This is a genomic window from Microcoleus sp. N9_A2 (assembly GCF_036701775.1).
In the GTDB taxonomy this organism is placed as follows: Bacteria; Cyanobacteriota; Cyanobacteriia; order Cyanobacteriales; family Microcoleaceae; genus Microcoleus.
The window spans coordinates 45,269-63,065 of record NZ_JAUBRH010000039.1 but is presented as its reverse complement, the minus strand read 5'-3'; the positions used below and the strand labels follow the sequence as shown (position 1 = coordinate 63,065).

The window sequence follows — 17,797 nt, the reverse complement described above, 5'->3', positions numbered from 1 at the left end:
ACCTCGAACCGGAGACTAAATTAGTAGATGCACCCTGATTAATTAACTCCCGACCAATTTTGGCCGGGTTTTTTTTGCCGATCGCACGCCCTCACCACAAATTTTCGCAAAATCAACCAAAGTGTCCGGAACAGGTACACCTCGAACCGGAGACTAAATTAGTAGATGCACCCTGATTAATTAACTCCCGACCAATTTTGGCCGGGTTTTTTTTGGCGATCGCACCCCAAACCACAAATTATCGGAAATTCTGCCAAAGTGTCCTGAAAGAGGTGGTGTGAGGCGGGAGATTAAATTAGTAGATGCACCCTGATTAATTAACTCCCGACCAATTTTGGTTTGGGGTTTTTTTTTGAGCGATCGCACCCCAAACCACAAATTATAGGAAATTCTGCCAAAGTGTCCTGAAAGAGGTGCTGTGAGGCCGGACATTAGATTAGTAGATGCACCCTGATTAATAAACCCCAGCCAATTTTGGCCGGGGTTTTTTTTGCTCGAAAGCTGGATTAGTCGATCGACCTACAACACATCAAAAGACTGCACCTCAAGCACCGGGCCGATCATCGCAAAAGTCATCACATCCTTGCGGACTGTACCTTTGACACTGACTTTCAAACCCTCTTTTTTCAACTCAGAAGGAGCATTCTTAAGTTCGTAAGTTTCTCCATCTTCGCCAATCAAAGCCCAGGTACCCGGGCCTAATCCTTTGCGTTCAATTTTGCCTTTAACAGTAATACTCATGCCGATCGCACCTCTGTTTTAATTGCTAAACGCGCCAGTCCGAAACACAGAAAAGCATTGACAATCAAAAATGTTTGTGATACCAAACCTGTGCCCAATCCCCAGACTGCGGGAGACACAAAAGCATTCACCGCTAAACTGCTGGCAAAACCTATCGAAATTGCGATCGCGATCCACTTCCACTGTTGATGTCCCAACAGTAAAGCAATCAAAATCCCAGGAATCAAAACGCTAGCAAAAAAGGGATTCAGCATACTGCTGCCATTAATTGCGCCGCCGAGTTCGGGAATAGAACTGCCCATCACCCGCATCGGCCACTGCGGCAAGTCAAATACAAACAAGTTCCGCAGGAAAAAGAACCCAGAACTACCAGCCATCAAGCCGCCGGAAAAGCCCCAAGTCCAGGCGAAGGGGAAATAATTCCGCATAAAGAAAGCCAGCAGGTAAGAACCGAGCACCATTGCAATTTTAGGCAACAGGGCGACTGCACCGCCGTCAATCCAGAAACGGGGACTGAGATAGCCGTTGTCGCGCAGCCAGCGGAAGAAATCGCGGAAGTTAATTTGTCCGCGCTGGGCTAGCTGAACTGCTGCGGCTGCGTCTAGGTGTCCCGAACCAAAATGGTTTAACGGATCTTCAGTGACAGTTCGCGAGGACTGCAAGAGTACGCTGCGAATTGCGTCTGGTTCTGTGATGCCGGAGGCCTTGACAAGGGCTGCAACGGCTGCAACGTGGGGAGAAGCCATGCTAGTGCCTTGGTAGCCTTCAAAGACTTCGGCGCCGGTTTCCGGGTCGATCGTACTTTGCAGGATCTTGCCCATTTCTGAACCGCCGGGGGCTGCAATGTCAACCCCTGCGCCGAAATTGGAATAACCAGCTTTTTCGTCGTCGGGGCCGAGGGCGGAAACGCCGATGACGTGGGGATAGCGGGCGGGATAGGAAGCGGAACTGTCGCCGGAGTTGCCGGCTGCTGCGATGATGACAACGCCTTTAGAGTGGGCGTAGTCGATCGCCTCTTCCATTAACTGACTTTCGCCACCGCCGCCGAGACTCATGTTGATGACATCTGCGCCGTTGTCAGCAGCAAATTTGATCGCTTCGGCGATGTCGGAAACCGTACCGCCACCGCTGCCGCTTAACACTTTTAGCGGCATTAAAGCTGCTTCGTAGGCGATGCCCGCAACGCCGTAATTGTTGTTAGTTGATTGGGCGACAGTACCTGCGACGTGAGTACCGTGGCCGTTGTCGTCGTAGGCTTCGGCGCGATCGTTTACAAAGTCGTAGCCCGGTACAAATTTGGTTTCTTTTAAGTCAGCGACTGGAGTAATACCCGTGTCAATTATCGCTACTGTTGTGCCGCTGCCTTTGGTTTCGTTCCAGGCAGATTCTACGTTGATGCTGCGGAGATTCCACTGCTTGGTATACATGGGGTCGTTGGGAATCTCGAAAGCGCTGTAGACGTAGTTGGGTTCAATGTATTCGGTATCTTTAGCCAAATTTGATTTTTTCAGGGCATTTAGCAAAGTGCGATCGCCCTTAACTACATATACATTGTCGCCCGCTGAGAATTCGCTGTTGAGTTGCGGTGCGATTTGGTACTGTTGGGCGATCGCATTTACTTCTTTCGCAATCTCAGCAGCACCCAAATCTTCGCGGAAATCCAGCACAATCGAGTCGTAAGTGCCTTGAGTAGCAAGTCCTGGGAAATTAGAAATCGCCCAGCCGAGCCCGATTAAAAATAAGCACAGAAGGAAAAACTTTTTCATGGCCGATCGTCCGTTGAGGGAAGGCTTGTTCACCACAATAACCGAATTTTCATCGAGATCGCCAGTTTTCCTTGCTACGACTTGTGGATATCTCCCACGCGGGCGTTTGGTAGTTTTCGGCGGTGGCTGTTGCTCGATCAAAAATTGCTCTAATTTCTAGTTAGAATTGCAGAGCAAGTTTTACGAGTTCAATTAATTGTATCATTAGAGAAGATGAGAAACAGAACCTGGACTATTTTCAACAAGGGTATTGCATGGAAAGAGGTTTAATGTGGCTGCCGCTGCTGGCAATGTTTATCGGGCTGGCTTGGGCTGGATGGAACGAGTATCAAAAGCTGGAAGCGTATCGCGTCTGGGCCGAACAATTCGCTAAAGCCAAGTACGATATTTATGCTGTACTCGGTCAGCAAGAAGACAGTTTAACTTGGGGAAAACCTACTCGCAGCGGGCCTGTGAATTTGCAAACTTTTTCTTTAAAAGACGTGGAGTCGCTGCGGTTGTTAGTCAACTCTCAGGCAGTTGATTTAGAGTCACCGCCGAATTCGGGAAGTCCAATCGCCCTCGAATTTTTGTTGAAAGATGCTGCTGCGGTGCAGGTTCCTTTTACAGAAATTCCTCTAGCGACTAAATGGGGAAAACACTTGCAGCAAGAATGGCAGCGCTTTAGTTCAGTTGACAGTTGACAGTTGACAGTTGACCGCAAGAGGGCGACCTCTACCTGGAAGGAAGAGGATTGGAGTAATGAATAGTCTTCTTTTAATTTCTCCCTGCAAGGGTTCCGGCTTTAAACCAATTCTTTCTGGTAAAAACACTCTCCGGCAGGGCAGGGTATAGGGAGCATCTCAATGAACGCAACCAAGCCCAAAATTGGAGTTTTGAGGCAGGAGACAGGAAGCAGGAAGAAGGAAAGAGCCAGAAGAAGTGTTTTAACAAATATGAGATGCTCCCAACGTATAAGATGTTAACTCTGCTACTTGAAGTTACAAAAGTCTGTAAAACTGGTACTAGAAATAGAACTTACGCAACCAATCCTTTGAGCTGCTATCTATAGGGGTAAAGTACCCACGGATCACCCGGAGGACATGAGTTATTGCAGTAAGTAGTAGGAGTAGTGTCCCCGTGCCTAGCCCGCTCGTGTTCTGTGCGTAGTTTACAGTTAAAGTTATTGACCAGCGCGTCCTAAAACAGCTAAATTGCCAGCCCCCCAATCTGCGGAATGCAAACACAAGAATTTTTACAGCGCTATCAACAGGGAGAGCGCAACTTTGGTCACATTGACCTCAGCGGCGCTAGTTTAAGCGGTGTTAACCTGCGAGATATAGACCTCACTGGTGCTAACTTGACCGGTGCTAATTTGAGCTGGTCTTTTTTGAGCAATGCCCAGTTGATAGGGGCTTGTTTGCGCCGCGCGGATCTCCGCAGTGCGGGGCTGGCTGGGGCGAATCTGAGCGGGGCAAATTTGAGCGGGGCAAATCTTGCTAAAGCGGATTTGCGCCTTGCTTGTTTGGAAGCCGCAGAGCTTAATTGGGCCGCCTTCCCGGAAGCGGATTTGGGCGGTGCTAATCTTCAAGGAGTTAAATCTGACCAGATTAATTTTGCTGGGGCTAAACTCGACGGCGCGAAGTTGATGGCGGCGGAATTGATGGAGGCGAATCTCAACCGCGCCAGTCTTGTTGGTGCTAATTTAACGGGTGCTAATTTGCGGGAAGCGCATTTGGTGGAAGCGAATTTGCGATCGGCAATTTTAATCGGTGTAAATTTGATTGAATCTGACTTGAATGGCGCTCAAATGCGATCGGCAAATCTGACGGGCGCTGACTTGCACCGAGCTGTGCTGGCGGGGGCGGATTTGACTGAAGCGGTGCTGGATAATGCTGATTTGAGTCGAGCTAATCTGGCGGGTTCTTATTTATTGAAAGCGAGTTTTAAGAAGGCACTTTTGCTGCGAGCTAACCTGCAAGGAGTGTATTTGCTGCGGGCGGATTTGAGCGAAGCTAATTTGCGAAGTGCTGATTTGCGGAAAGCTGATTTGAGCGGCGCTTATTTGATGGATGCGATGTTGGGTGAGGCGGATTTAAGAGAAGCTTGTTTGATTGAGTGCCGTTTGATTCGGACGAATTTGGAGGGGACGCAGCTTACGGGTTGCTGCATTCAAAATTGGCAAGTTCAAGATGTCGATCTGTCGAGAGTTGACTGTCGCTATGTTTTTACTCAGTTTGATTATACTGCGAAAGTTGCGGCAAATCGCTTGCCGGTCGATCGTGATTTTGAGTCGGGGGAATTGGGGCGGCAGCATCAAGAGGACAGTTCTATTGTGAAGGTGTGTTTTGATGAATCTCCTAATTGGGAGGCTTTGGTTTTTACGCTGCGTCGGGTGGAGTTGGAAAGCCACGAACTCAAATTCAACGTTCAATTTTTTGAGTCGGCAGGAGAACAACATTTACTGCGGCTGAGCGCGAACCGTTTGGTGAATGGCAAGATTTTGGGCGATCGCATTTTGGAGCTTTATCCAGATATGTTGGAAAAGGTTTTAGCCAAGGACACTGAAATTTTGAGTTTGCTCGACTTGGCTGTTCCTAGTAACAATGCGGAGTCGGCGGAGGCGAGCCACAAGGAAGTATTGCTGAGAAGACAGGAAATCTACCAGCGAATGGTGCGCCAAATTTCGTTTATTTTGATGTCTCAGACGCCAGATAAATTCGCCGAAAGTGTGCAGCGGCTGTTGGATTATTTGAAGCAGCAAGGTATCCCAACAGAGCAGATACAAAAGAAAGTCATCAGTCAGGCGATCGTGCAGCGGGCGAAGCAAGACCCGGCTTTTCGGGAACAGTTGATTTTGTGGGAGAAAACGGCGCCCGCGAGCGTTCGCGGCTCGATAATGGGGGAATCGGTGCGGGGTGCGATCGCCCTTTTAATCGATTATTAACAGTTAATTGTTAACACTTGAAGCCGGCGGCCCGCTAAAGCCGGCACTTGCTCTTGTGCGTCGGAAACTGCAAGCCTCGTGCAGCGGGCGAAGCAAGACCCGGCTTTTCGGGAACAGTTGCTCAGGTGGGAGAAAACGGCTTCGGAGTGCGATCGCTCGCTGTTCGGTAATGGGGGAAGCGGTGCGGTTTGGGATGCCCTTTTCTGGGAATGAATACACACAAAGTCTTACCCCCATTAAAAATCTTCCAACCAGATCTCGATCTAACGTTGCGGTTAATTAGAATATAGTTCAGTGTCCTCCTTCAAAAGGTTACACAACTCATCCAAATCTTTCTTACTATGTTCAATCAGTTTTTCACCTCGCTTCTGTAGGTACTCAATATTACTGGGACTTGCGTTGTCGATTTGATCGTGACCATTATCGCTACTCAATTGAAGTTGAAAACGATAGTAGTTTCGGTTATTTTCTTGATCTCCTTTAGTCACCATTAGCTGAGCGAGTTCATACGCAACCGATTCACTTTGGCCATCTAGAACAACGTTAAGTAAGGGAAGTGCCCATTTTATTTGTCCCCAATTTTTCACGTCTCTATACTTATATTTCTTAGTGAGTGAGCCAGTACCCAAAGAAACAACAAGGGTTTCAGTACGTTGTAGTTCTTCACCAGTCTTTTTCTTGTAAGAAATCATCGCCTCCATCATTGCAACTGAAGAAGGATTATTTGCAAAAATTCCGCCGTCTACCAAAGCGTAATATCCCTCATCGGTATGATGTCCCGTTTCGAGTTGGTAGGGTGGAAAGAATGTGGGTGCAGCAGAAGTTGCCATTGCTGCTTCCCACATTTTGAATCCCGTACATACTTTCCGGCTATCAAAACTCTTGATTTCCTCTGCGTCCCGATTGCTTGTAAAAAAAATTGGTGCTCTGAGTTCGATATCATAGCTCGGAATGAAAATTTCTCGTAATGCCTCTTCAACCTTAGCTTCACCTAAAAGATCCTTTAAAACTTGTTGCCTACCTTTTGGGTTGTGCTTGGGTTGTAGCAAATCATCAAAATCCAGTGGAACATACTCATTAAAAATCTTTTGTCCATATTTGCTATAGAAATTTACAAGTTCGGCAGCGGTATACTCGGGTTCACGATTGATGCTAGAGTCTGAGTTCTTTCTCGTTAAACCCAGTGCTAAAATTCCTCCTGTTGAAGTGCCTGCAATAAAATCAAACATTGTTGCTATGCGTTTTCCTGTGCGTTCTTCAATGTAGTTGAGAATGATCGCAGGAATAATACCCCGAATACCACCACCATCAATTGAGAGAATTCTTCTCTTGAATTTAGTACCCATTACATTTACTCCTTTAGATATTGCTTAAATTCTCAATTGAAATGAACCAAACTCATACAGCATCAAAATACCAACAGCCAACGTCATCATATAGTTTCCGGTTGCATCGAAATAATCAAATCGAGTCAACAGTTAACACTCAACCATTGAGTTTTTCAACCCCGATTCAACAGCCAACACTCAACAATTATTTCGCTCGTGCAACCGGAATTTATATGAATCCAACCCGTAATTAGTTCGGTAACTTGCTGAGGGCGTGCCAAGTTCTGTAGCCGACAATTCCATCTTGCGGTAAAGCCTTGCTGAGTTGCAATTGTCGCACTGCTACATCTGTCATCGCCCCGAAGAATCCGTCAATGGAGCCGAAATAGTATCCATTTATTTTCAAGACATTCTGAACAATTTTAACAGCATTACCAGAACTGCCCTTCATGACTACCGGCATATTCACAGGTGCACCAGAGTATAGTGCTTCCCAAGTGATAGGGCCGACAATCCCATCTTCTTTTAAAAAGACGCGGTGTTGATAGCCTTTGACGGCGTTTTGAACTTGGACGCCGAAAATACCGTCAATCGGCCCGAAATAATATGCCCAATGATATAGAAGCTGTTGTAGTTCCTTGACAGCTTGACCTGTTGAACCAGTTTGTAAAGTGGGTTTGTTTACTCCAGTGGTTTCAGCAAATGCCAGAGTTGATTGAGCAGTAGTATCGGCGACGAGCGCCATAGTTTCATTGTTCAAGCTTCTTTCTTCGGTGTACATAATGTGGTTGCTCTCAAGATTTAAGTTTTGTTCTTTGATATTTCAGGTATAACTGGTGGGATTTGTTAATGCACAGTCACTTTTTCGAGTGTCACTCATTTGAGTGTCACTCGTTTGAGTGTCACTCGTTTGAGTTAGTCCCAGTGTTAACTGTTAATATCTCTTCCGGCTGCGCCGGAATGATATACTGAAAGAATGTTAAGAGTGCAAGGAAGACAAGTTATGCCTAAACGTCTAAAGTTGGAGCCTCCTCAAACTCCCGAAAGAAGAGTTGTCTAAACTTTATCGTCAAGCATCGGCTCCAATTGAACGGACGCGCTACCAAATAATTTAACTTTTGGCAAGCGGACGAGTTATAGAAGATGTTGCTTCGGTCACGGGCTAATGTCGTAACTCGATATATCGCGAAAGTTCGTCGTTACAACGAATTAGGTGCTGAGGGATTGAAAGACAAACGTCATCAACATCGCGGGTGTCAACCTTTACTTCCTCAAGCGGAACAAGCACAAATGAAGCAAAATTTACAAACTCCTTCCGCTGATGGAGGATTATGGAATAGTCGTAAAGTGGCTGACTGGATAAGTAATTTACGCTCACCGTCCTGTCAGTGTCCAAAGATGTTGGGACTATCTACGTTTGTTAGAGTTAAGGTTACGAGTACCACGACCAGAACACGAACTATCTAACCCAGATGTCCAAGCTTCTTGGAAAAAAAACTCCGCAAACGAGTGCAACAAATTCAATCTCAGCATCCATTGGCAACAATAGAAGTGTGGGGAATGGATGAACATCTTCTGGGACTAAAAAGCCAGCATCGCACGCTAACTCTTGAGCAAGGGTGGAAGAGCAGGCATGATTAATTTTCCGAGGTGTCTAAAGGATTGTTTCTGTTTACCAATCTTGGCTGCGTAGCCGGCGACCCGCTAAGGCCCGCACTTGCTCTTCTGCGTCGGAAACGGCAAGCGATCGCAACAACGGCACAACTCCCGGATTTTCGGGATAATGTTCAATAATCGCTTCAAGTGCTGTAAATCGCGGATTGTAAGGAAAAGAACCGTTTTGATTGTCAACATCGCTCAAAGCCCGATCGCGCAAAAACTCAAACATTTCCGGCTCGTCTTTCCATCCCCGCATTAACTCTACCAGGGCGATCGCCCGCACCTGCGAATCTTCATCTTTTTGAGCTCTAATTTTCAGCCACTCGAAAGTTTGAGACTGATTGGTCCACCCGCGCACTAACTTTTGCAAAGCGATTTGCCTGACAGCCGGACTCTCATCGCCCTCTGCTTTAGCCTCCAGCAGCATCCAAGTTTCAGGATTGTCTGGCCAGTTGTAAGCGAGTTCAAGCACCGCCGCTTGCCGCACCACCGCTTCCCCAGAATCGAGCTGAATTTTCAGCCAAGACAAGGTTTCCGGGTCGTCGGGCCACCCCCGCACGATCGCCCGTACCAGCACGCTCAGCAGGTGAGAATCATGCTCACAGTCTACCCGGCTTTTGAGGAAAGGCAGCGTCTCGGCCCGGTGAGACCAGCGTTTTGCGATCTCTTCCACCGCAGTTTCTCGGACGTTCAGGTGTCTGTCTGACTCGGCGAGATTTTGCAACCAGCCAAAGACTTCGAGACTGCCTGACGCCAGTGTGGCGACAGCTTCCACTACTACTTGCCGCACAGTCCAGTAATCCTCGGAATCAGCTATTTTTTGCAGCAGGGGCAGGGTTTCTGGGTGGTCGGGCCAACCTGTGGCTATCTGTTTTAGGGCTATTTCGCGCAGGTCGGCGTCGCGATCGCCCAATGCTATATTTTTCAAAAAAGTCAGAGTTTCGCGGTTCCCGGGCCAGCCAGAGGCAATTGCTTGCACTGCTGCGCGCCGGACGCTGGAACTCGCGTCGGACTCGGCTTTAGTTTTCAGGAGCGGGTAAATGTCGGGCTTGCCGGGCCAGTGCGAGGCCAATTCTTCTAAGGCTGCTGTCCGCACTTCTTTGCTGCTGTCGGATTCGGCTAGGGTTTTCAGCAGCAGGCAAACGTCGCCTGCGGCAGGCCAGCCCGCTGCCAACTCCCGCACCGCTACTGTTCGCAAGATGGAACTTCCTGTCTGGGCAAGGTTTTTGAGCAGGGAGGCCGTGCCTAAAACGCTGTGCCAACCTCTGGCTATTTCTTGCCACGCACAGACTCGCACTCCCAAATTTTCGTCGGATTCGGCGGCGTTTCTCAGGAGCAGCAAGGTATCTGTGCGATCGGGCCAATTAGAGGCCAACTGTTCGAGTGCTGCGGTGCGGACTGCGGGACTTTGATCAAACTCAGCCAGGAAACTCAGCAGCAGCAAGGTATCGCTGCTGTCTGGCCAACCAGAAGCCATTTCTCGCACACAGGTTGATCGCACTGCCCAGCTTTGATCGGATTTGGCGAGGTTTTTGAGCATCAGGTAAATTTCTGGCTGATCTGGCCAACCACGCGCTATTGCTTCGACTGCTGTGGCTCGGACTTCGCCACAGTCGGTGGAGTGAGCGAGTATTTTCAGCCAGGGGAGGGTTTGCGGGTCGTTTTTCCAAGTTTGGGCGATCGCCGCGATCGATCGATTGCGAATTTGATAAGTTTCCTGCAATTCTTGAGCGCTTTGATAAAGAATCAGGAAACCCGTACCGTATTGCGATAACTTTTTTAAAGCGTTTAACAGTTTTTTGGCGGTTTTTTTATTAACATCATTTTTAACTTTTAACAGGCATTGCGCTGCTAAAAACAAATTAATAAATTTTTCTTGTTGACCGTTTTGATCCGTGAGATATTCTATAATTTGGCTCGCTGTTTCTTTGTCGAGCCTAGCTGCAATTTCTCTGAGCACTTCGTGCAAAGATTCGTCCCGCCAGTGCTGGCCGAAAACTTGTATGTTGAGTTCGCCCCAAGTCAGTTGACCGATTTTGAGTTGGGCATGGATTAACTCTGCTACAGTCTGGGGATTATTTTCGGAAACAAGTTTTTTTAACAACATACCGATACCCTGCCCCTGAAGTTTGTTTGCATTGAAAATCCTCGCATCAGCTCCGATATTAGTTGAGATTTTTTGAGCGAGCCTGAAGTATGGAACCAATCGACTCTATTTTAGACGAAAAATACTGAGTCGGGAGGGCCCCAATGCAAAATCCGCCAGCACCCACAGGAATGTTAGGTGTTGGCGGAGGGCGATCGAAGAATTAAGCAGCGAAATCTAGCTAACAGCTACTTGGACGCGATCGGCAGCAACCCGAACCGTAAAAGTCGGAATTTTTACCGTTTCATCGTCCAAACACTGGCCCGTAGCCAAGCTAAAGTTTTGCTTGTAAATGGGAGAAGCAACTTTGAGAGTGCCGTTGCGATCGCCCACAAGTCCCCGCGACAACACAAAAGCCTTGCTAAACGGATCGTAATTGCTAAGCGCATAAACTTCATCCCCGTTTCCGACTCGGAAAATCGCCACTTGTTCCCCTGCAACTAAAGCGCAAACTCCAGTATAAGGGGCGATCGCATCAAGAGAACACACATCTACCCAAGTTGTTACTGTATCGGAAACTTGTAATGATTGAACCATTTTCTTTTCCTGTTAATTTACTTCAATCTCGTTCCCAGTCTCCGGCTGGGAACGTAGGTTTCGAGGCTCTGCCTCACGGTTTGAGGATACCTCGCCTCGCGGAAGGAGGCAGAGCATCCCGGAATTCATTCCCAGGCTCTGCCTGGGAACGAGATTAATTTACTTCAATCTAGTGTTCTTGTTCCCCCCTTATTAAGGGGGGCTAGGGGGGATCTCCGGGTTTCCTAGGCTCTGCTTGGAAACCCGATTATATGGGTTATTCCGAAACTCCAGCCAGAGCCTTTTCATGTTCGTTAGCCGGCCGCGTTTGTCCCCGTTCCGCAACACGAACAATACTCGGATCAGGCAAATCGGAATTCACAAAATGCTGGAACCGCTGCACCTTTTGTGGGTCTTCAATCGTCGTTTTCCACTCACATTGATAAGTATTCACTAAATGTTCCATCTGCGCTTCTAATTCAGCACAAATGCCCAGATAATCCTCAATTATTACCTGTTTCAAGTATTCAATCCCGCCCTCAAGTTTGTTCAACCAAGTAGCAGTGCGTTCTAATCTGTCTGCCGTGCGGATGTAGAAAACCAAGAATCGATCGATATACTTAATCAGCGTTTCCTTATCGATATCAGTCGCCAGCAAAACCGCGTGCTGTGGCTTAATGCCGCCGTTGCCGCACACATACAAATTCCAACCATTCTCTGTCGCAATGATCCCAAAATCCTTGCTTTGAGCTTCCGCGCATTCGCGAGTGCAGCCAGAGACAGCAGATTTGAGCTTGTGGGGCGATCGCAAACCACGATACCGCAATTCAACTTCGATCGCCAAACTCGTAGAATCCTGCACCCCAAAACGGCACCAAGTGCTGCCAACACAAGATTTTACAGTACGCAGAGCCTTACCGTAAGCGTGTCCCGACTCAAATCCCGCATCAATCAACCGACGCCAAATATGCGGCAATTGATCCACGCGAGCTCCAAACAAATCAATCCGTTGCCCGCCAGTAATCTTAGTATAAAGCCCAAAATCCCTGGCAACTTCCCCCAAAACAATCAACTTATCGGGAGTGATTTCTCCCCCCGGTATTCGCGGCACCACCGAATAAGTACCGTCGCGCTGAATGTTTGCCAAAAAGTAATCGTTCGTATCTTGCAAACCGACGTGAGACTTCTCTAAAATATGGTCATTCCAAGTAGAAGCTAACATCGAACCAACAGCCGGCTTGCAAATTTCGCAGCCCTTACCTTTGCCGTGTCTTTCAATCAACTCCTCAAAAGTTTTAATCTCTTGAGAGCGCACTAAATGGTACAATTCTTGACGAGAATATTCAAAATGTTCGCAGAGGTGATTTTTGACGGCAAACCCAGCTTTCTTCATCTCGGACTTGAATATATCCGTCACCAAAGGCACGCAGCCGCCGCAGCCCGTACCAGCTTGAGTGCATTTTTTGACACTGGGAACATCCGTTAAATTGCGATCGCGAATCGCTTCACAAATCTGCCCTTTGGTAACATTATTGCAAGAACAAATTTGAGCCGAATCCGGCAAACTGTCTACTCCAAAACCCGCCGGCACTCCCCCTTCTCGCGGTGGCATTAACAAATCTTCGGGATGCGGTGGCAGAGCAATTTCATTTTGCATGAATTGCAGCAAAGTGCCGTAAGCCGAAGCATCTCCCACGAGAATTCCGCCTAAAATCCGGCTGCCGTCTTGATTTAAAACTAATTTTTTGTAAATGCCTTGGAAGGTGTCAGTGACAACAATTTCTTTAGCATCGCCCGACTTGGCAAAAGCATCACCAAAACTCGCCACATCCACACCCAACAGTTTGAGTTTTGTGGACATATCCGCACCAGTAAAAGTGCTTGTAGCGGGGGCATCCTGTCGGCCATCGGCTGCACGGCTCAAAATATCTGCTGCTACGCTTGCCATAGTATACCCAGGCGCAACTAAGCCGTAGATGCGATTTTGATACAGGGCGCATTCTCCGATCGCATAAATGTCAGGATCGGAGGTTTGGCAGCTATCATTAATCACAATGCCACCGCGTTCTCCTACTTCTATACCGCAACTTCTGGCAAGTTCGTCGCGGGGGCGAATGCCAGCAGAAAACACAATCATATCTGTTGCCAATTCCGAACCGTCAGCAAACAGCATTTTAGTAAGTTTACCATCTTCGCTGACAATTTCTGTGGTAGATTTGCTGGGATGAACCGAAACCCCTAACTCTTCTATTTTGCTGCGGAGAATTGCACCGCCCATATCGTCAACTTGCACGGGCATCAGTCGCGGCGCAAACTCAACAACGTGAGTTTTTAATCCCATATTTTGCAGCGCGTTAGCACATTCTAGACCTAACAAACCGCCGCCAATTACTACACCAATTTTGCAATTTTTAGCGTAATCGGACATCGCTTCCAGGTCGTCAATTGTCCGGTAAACAAAAGTTCCTGTAGCGTCTTTGCCTTTAATTGATGGCACAAATGGATAGGAACCAGTGGCCAGAACAATTTTGTCGTAGGGAACTTCTAAACCGTTGGCTGAAGAGACTATTTTTTCTTCGCGATTGATGGCTATTGCTTTGTCGCCGATGTGAAGCTTGATGTCATTTGTGTGATAAAATCCAGGTGCAACTAAAGATAAATCTCCCGCTGTTTTGCCAGAGAAAAATCCGCTGAGGTTTACGCGATCGTAAGCAACGCGCGGTTCTTCACAAAAAGTAATTAAATTCCAGTGTTTGGCAGCCTCTGAGCTGACCATTAACTCCAGGAACTTGTGACCTACCATGCCATTGCCGATTACAATGAGGTTTTTTTTGGCTGTCATTAGAATCTCTTTTATCCCGTTTATCAGTCGTTGGGTTTATTAATATAAGACTTTATTGTAAACTTTTGTACTTATATATACAAAAAATGGATGTTTATGCAATTGTCGAATACTCCCGATTGCATTTTTGCATGATGTGTGCTGACAGTTGATAGTTGACAGTTAATAGTTGACAGTGGACAGTTGACAGTTAATAGTGGACAGTTGATAGTTGACAGCGCCGGAGATTGTTCGCTAAATATCCACTGTCCACTGTCCACTGTCATACTATTTTCTTAAAGATGTGATAGAGATAAAATACCGCCAGACATTGATAATTCTGTCTTTGAGTTTTTACATAAGTCTTGCATAACTTTTAAAAAATGGTATCAATCGTCAATTGTCCACTGTCAACTGTCATTGAGTTTTTGTTTGGTTGTTTTGATGATGCTGGTTAGTAGTTTTAGGAGTTCTTTTAGGTCGTTTAAGATTGATTCGCTTTCTTTTGGAGTGAGATAATCGGTTTCTCGAAGTAGCAATATCCAGTATTCTGTTTCGTTGGCTTCTTTGAGGGCGATAGCTAGTTTATGAATGAAATCGGCTTTGCTTTCGGCTTGTTGGGCTTCTCTGACTAATGCACCGATAGCTGTTCCAGATCGTAGTAGTTGTTTTGACAATACATATTCTTTTTTATTGACAAACAAGTATTTATATAGGTTAACCGTTCGGACGGCAAAGGCAAAAGATTTATTTTTGAGTGGTGAGTTATCAGTCAACTGTCAACTGTCAACTGTCAACCGTCAACTGTCAACTGTCAACTGTCAACTGTCAACCGTCAACTGTCAACTGTCAACTGTCAACTGTCAACTGTTTAAGCTCCCATGCCCGAATACTGCTTCAAGCCCTGCCGCCAAAGCCAGCGATTCCACACAAAAAACACCGCACTCCAACCCAACATTACCAACAAACCTCGGCCTACATCTACGGGCAATCCTATCAAGATTGAAGCGGGAAAATGAATCAAATAAGGAAAAGGCGTCCACAAAACTACTTCGCGCACGGGTGCGGGAAACACTTCTAGCGGCGCGATAAGTCCCGATAAAAAAAGGTAAATTAGAAACCAGAATTGCTCGATCGCACTTGCCCTTTCCAGCCAAAAAGCAAACAGCGCAAAGGTATACTGTATCAGGAACCGCAAGCAAAAAGCCAAGACGATAACCAACAAAAATAGCAAAAACCTGCCCAAACTCGGCAGCCAAAAAGACTGCGGGTAAAGTGCAAAAAACAGCAGCACTAATCCCAATACAAACGGCAGCCTCGCAAACCTTTCGGAAACGTGAGAGGCAAAGTGATGCCATACCGGATCGAGAGGCTGCAACAATCTATTAGATAGCGTGCCTTGCACTACTTCCTTTTCAAATTCCCAAATCACCCAAACTACATTTGTTTGCCTGACAATGAAAGCCGCTAAAAAATAACGGGTAAAGTCGATCGACTTCAGCCCAAATTGACCAGTCTCGGCCGCCTGCATCCAGACACCCATCAAGATAAACGGCAAAGCTCCCGACAGCGCCCACAAAAACAATTCTGCCCGGTATTCGAGCATATAAGCGTAGTAGGTAATTAGTAAAGTTTTAGCAATTCTGATAAATCGTGTCATATCAATTTTAGATTTTTTTGTGTGATAATTAGCCCCTCGATCCCCCCTAACCCCCCTTAATAAGGGGGGGACTGGAAACGGTCAAAGTCCCCCTTCTTAAGGGGGATTTAGGGGGATCGAGGCTTGGATATAAGCCAGAATCTCAAATAAATTTAGGCTTAAGATATCACCTATGAGCCGATTCGGGGAACGATAACGCCAGCCAAAAACATTACACTTTCCCCGTGCGAAAAACGCGACCGATTACCTCTTCAATGGGCGGATCGGTAACAGTCAAATCTATCACATCCAAGTCCGACAAAATCTTCGCCACACTCACCGTCAGCTCCTCCCTTTTTACCAAAAACCGCACAGATTGTCCCTCAATAGATTCTACCTCTCCGTAAGCAAAAGCACTATCTTTTGCCAGCGGCTTAGCTAATTTTACCTGAACTTCCCGATAAGGTGCAAACCTATCGAGCAATCCGTCCAAACTGCCATCATAAACTAATTGCCCTTCATGGATCAACAAAACGCGCTTGCACAAAGCAGTAATGTCAGCCATGTAATGGCTCGTCAAAAGCACCGTTGCTTGATAGCGCTCGTTATATTCTCGCAGAAATTGCCTGACGCTAAACTGTGCGTTTATATCCAAACCTAAAGTCGGTTCATCTAAAAATAATACCTCCGGCTGATGCAGTAGTGCTGCCATCAATTCAGCTTTCATGCGTTCGCCCAAAGAAAGCTTTCGTACCGCCTGATTTAACTTGCCTTCTAGTGACAGCATCTCTGTCAATTCTCCGACTCGTCGCCGATAATCTGTATCGGGAATGCCGTAGACAGCGGCATTGATTCGCAGAGAGTCCAGCACAGGTAAATCCCAAATTAACTGCTGTTTCTGCCCCATGACTAAGGTGATTCTTTGCAGAAAATCTGCCTCGCGCCGGGAAGGAGTACGATCGCACACTCTCACGGTACCAGCAGACGGATAAATCAAACCAGTCAGCATTTTTAGCGTAGTAGTTTTGCCCGCACCGTTAGCGCCGAGAAACCCCACGACTTCCCCCGGTTCAATACAGAAAGAAACGCCCTCAACTGCTTTGATATTGCGGTAAGTGCGACTAAAAAAGTGTCGCACTGTGCCTTTAAGTCCCGGTTCTTTAATCGCTACCGGATAAACTTTGCTCAAGTCTTCAACTAAGATAATTGGCATCGGCTCAAATTTTAACTTTTATTTTAATCTAGGGTATTTCCATCAGGCTTGTGCCAAGATGGAGGGATCAATCTGTCTAGTAGGGTGCACCAGCGATTGCTCGATCGCTCCATAGACATAGTAACTGTGTTCTGGCGCACCCTACTCAACTGTAGAATATTGCACAATATCCATAATCACATCGCACAAAGTTTACAACTATGGTACTCACTCCAGATAATTCAGACACCTCTCGTTTGTTAGGAGACAATTCTTCTGAAAATATTACACTTGTACCAGGACAACTTGCTAGTTTTCCTGGGGGAGTTTGGATGCTGGGCGGCAATGATACTCTCAGGGGCTCTTCAGATGTAGAACGAATTTTCGGCAACGATGGTAAAGACAGTCTGTTAGGCGGTGTTGGCAATGATTCTATTTACGGTGGCAAAGATGATGACGATGTTTTGGGAGAAACTGGCGAAGATTTCTTGACAGGAGATAGAAATAGCGATTTCCTTGATGGGGGTGCGGGAAATGATTTGCTGCGCGGTGGACAAGGTGTTGATTTGTTAGTGGGCGGTGACGGTAATGATACTTTAATTGGCGACAGAGAGGTGGATATTTACCAAGGTGGTGGGGGGAGCGATGTATTTGTTTTTAGAGTCGATCAAGCGGGAAGCAGATTAGTTGGAATTGAAGTTCCTGACGCGGTAATTGTTGATTTTGATAAGTCTAGTGATTCGATTGGAATTAGTGTGGCATTTACCAGCAGCAATATCTCCTTGGAAGAGGTAAGTTATAGCTTGAACGATCCGAGACTGCTGTTGATAAATCCTGCAACTATAACGGGGGGAACGAATTTGTTTGCCAAGGGCGGCATCTCGCAGCGAAGTCTCGATCCCGATGGCAACGGCCGTGTGGAAGCTACTAATATTAGATTCGGTTTTACTAATGCTTTGTTGGGTACAGTGTTGAACGTGACCCCAGCAGATTTAAACGGTCGTTTTATTAATGCTAGTTCTTTGCTTTAATTCGTTGCTTATATATCTTTAGCAGAGTGCGC

Annotated in this window: 16 protein-coding genes; 5 read left to right on the top strand and 11 right to left on the bottom strand. The window is 46.8% G+C overall.

The window, feature by feature from the left end:
• Window positions 1-180: 180 nt before the first annotated feature.
• The 3 genes from QUA44_RS20535 to QUA44_RS20525 all read right to left on the bottom strand — a co-directional run bounded on the left by QUA44_RS20535 (window position 181) and on the right by QUA44_RS20525 (window position 2,507).
• On the bottom strand, window positions 181-432 hold the full coding sequence (locus tag QUA44_RS20535) for a hypothetical protein (RefSeq protein ID WP_333250759.1): 252 nt from the start codon (window positions 430-432) through the stop codon (window positions 181-183).
• A gap of 87 nt (window positions 433-519) precedes the next feature.
• On the bottom strand, window positions 520-741 hold the full coding sequence (locus QUA44_RS20530; protein WP_333250760.1) for a hypothetical protein: 222 nt from the start codon (window positions 739-741) through the stop codon (window positions 520-522).
• Complete coding sequence (locus QUA44_RS20525; RefSeq protein WP_333250857.1) at window positions 738-2,507, bottom strand: S8 family peptidase; 1,770 nt, start codon at window positions 2,505-2,507, stop codon at window positions 738-740. Before QUA44_RS20525 ends, QUA44_RS20530 begins: the two co-directional genes overlap by 4 nt.
• A 254-nt stretch (window positions 2,508-2,761) precedes the next feature.
• Here QUA44_RS20525 and QUA44_RS20520 point away from each other — a divergent pair, with 254 nt between their 5' ends.
• The 3 genes from QUA44_RS20520 (at window position 2,762) to QUA44_RS20510 (ending at window position 5,646) form a co-directional block, all read left to right on the top strand.
• Window positions 2,762-3,190, top strand: a complete 429-nt coding sequence (locus tag QUA44_RS20520; RefSeq protein WP_333250762.1) for a hypothetical protein — start codon at window positions 2,762-2,764, stop codon at window positions 3,188-3,190.
• Between the two features lie 533 nt (window positions 3,191-3,723).
• Window positions 3,724-5,433 (top strand): pentapeptide repeat-containing protein, encoded by a 1,710-nt coding sequence (locus tag QUA44_RS20515; protein ID WP_333250764.1) that lies wholly within the window; start codon window positions 3,724-3,726, stop codon window positions 5,431-5,433.
• Window positions 5,434-5,511: 78 nt separating this feature from the next.
• Entirely contained in the window at window positions 5,512-5,646 is a 135-nt protein-coding gene (locus QUA44_RS20510; RefSeq protein ID WP_333250766.1) for a hypothetical protein, read from the top strand.
• Window positions 5,647-5,708: 62 nt separating this feature from the next.
• Here the strand turns inward: QUA44_RS20510 and QUA44_RS20505 are convergent, their stop codons facing one another.
• Together QUA44_RS20505 and QUA44_RS20500 are read right to left on the bottom strand one after the other, a co-directional pair.
• Window positions 5,709-6,779, bottom strand: coding sequence for a patatin-like phospholipase family protein (locus QUA44_RS20505; RefSeq protein ID WP_333250768.1), 1,071 nt, complete (start codon window positions 6,777-6,779; stop codon window positions 5,709-5,711).
• Window positions 6,780-7,011: 232 nt separating this feature from the next.
• Complete coding sequence (locus tag QUA44_RS20500) at window positions 7,012-7,542, bottom strand: peptidoglycan-binding protein (RefSeq protein ID WP_333250770.1); 531 nt, start codon at window positions 7,540-7,542, stop codon at window positions 7,012-7,014.
• Between the two features lie 585 nt (window positions 7,543-8,127).
• Between QUA44_RS20500 and QUA44_RS30770 the strand changes: the two genes are divergently transcribed.
• Entirely contained in the window at window positions 8,128-8,310 is a 183-nt protein-coding gene (locus tag QUA44_RS30770) for a winged helix-turn-helix domain-containing protein (RefSeq protein ID WP_445243657.1), read from the top strand.
• 123 nt (window positions 8,311-8,433) lie between these two features.
• Here QUA44_RS30770 and QUA44_RS20495 read toward each other — a convergent pair whose 3' ends face one another.
• From QUA44_RS20495 to QUA44_RS20470, 6 genes are all read right to left on the bottom strand, one after another.
• On the bottom strand, window positions 8,434-10,527 hold the full coding sequence (locus QUA44_RS20495; protein WP_333250772.1) for a HEAT repeat domain-containing protein: 2,094 nt from the start codon (window positions 10,525-10,527) through the stop codon (window positions 8,434-8,436).
• A gap of 216 nt (window positions 10,528-10,743) precedes the next feature.
• Window positions 10,744-11,103 (bottom strand): nitrite reductase small subunit NirD, encoded by a 360-nt coding sequence (gene nirD, locus QUA44_RS20490; RefSeq protein ID WP_333250774.1) that lies wholly within the window; start codon window positions 11,101-11,103, stop codon window positions 10,744-10,746.
• 256 nt (window positions 11,104-11,359) lie between these two features.
• A complete protein-coding gene (gene nirB / locus QUA44_RS20485) occupies window positions 11,360-13,924 on the bottom strand; it encodes a nitrite reductase large subunit NirB (RefSeq protein WP_333250776.1) in 2,565 nt (854 codons plus the stop codon).
• Between the two features lie 389 nt (window positions 13,925-14,313).
• Window positions 14,314-14,679: a four helix bundle protein gene (locus QUA44_RS20480; protein WP_333250778.1), complete on the bottom strand. Its 366-nt coding sequence runs from the start codon at window positions 14,677-14,679 to the stop codon at window positions 14,314-14,316.
• 95 nt (window positions 14,680-14,774) lie between these two features.
• Window positions 14,775-15,563 carry an ABC-2 family transporter protein gene (locus QUA44_RS20475; RefSeq protein ID WP_333250780.1) on the bottom strand — a complete coding sequence of 263 codons (789 nt, stop codon included), beginning with the start codon at window positions 15,561-15,563 and terminating at the stop codon, window positions 14,775-14,777.
• A 211-nt stretch (window positions 15,564-15,774) separates the two neighbouring features.
• Window positions 15,775-16,755, bottom strand: a complete 981-nt coding sequence (locus QUA44_RS20470) for an ATP-binding cassette domain-containing protein (RefSeq protein WP_333250781.1) — start codon at window positions 16,753-16,755, stop codon at window positions 15,775-15,777.
• Window positions 16,756-16,955: 200 nt separating this feature from the next.
• On the opposite strand from QUA44_RS20470, the gene QUA44_RS20465 reads away from it, so the two are divergent.
• A complete protein-coding gene (locus tag QUA44_RS20465) occupies window positions 16,956-17,765 on the top strand; it encodes a calcium-binding protein (protein WP_333250783.1) in 810 nt (269 codons plus the stop codon).
• Window positions 17,766-17,797 lie beyond the last annotated feature (32 nt).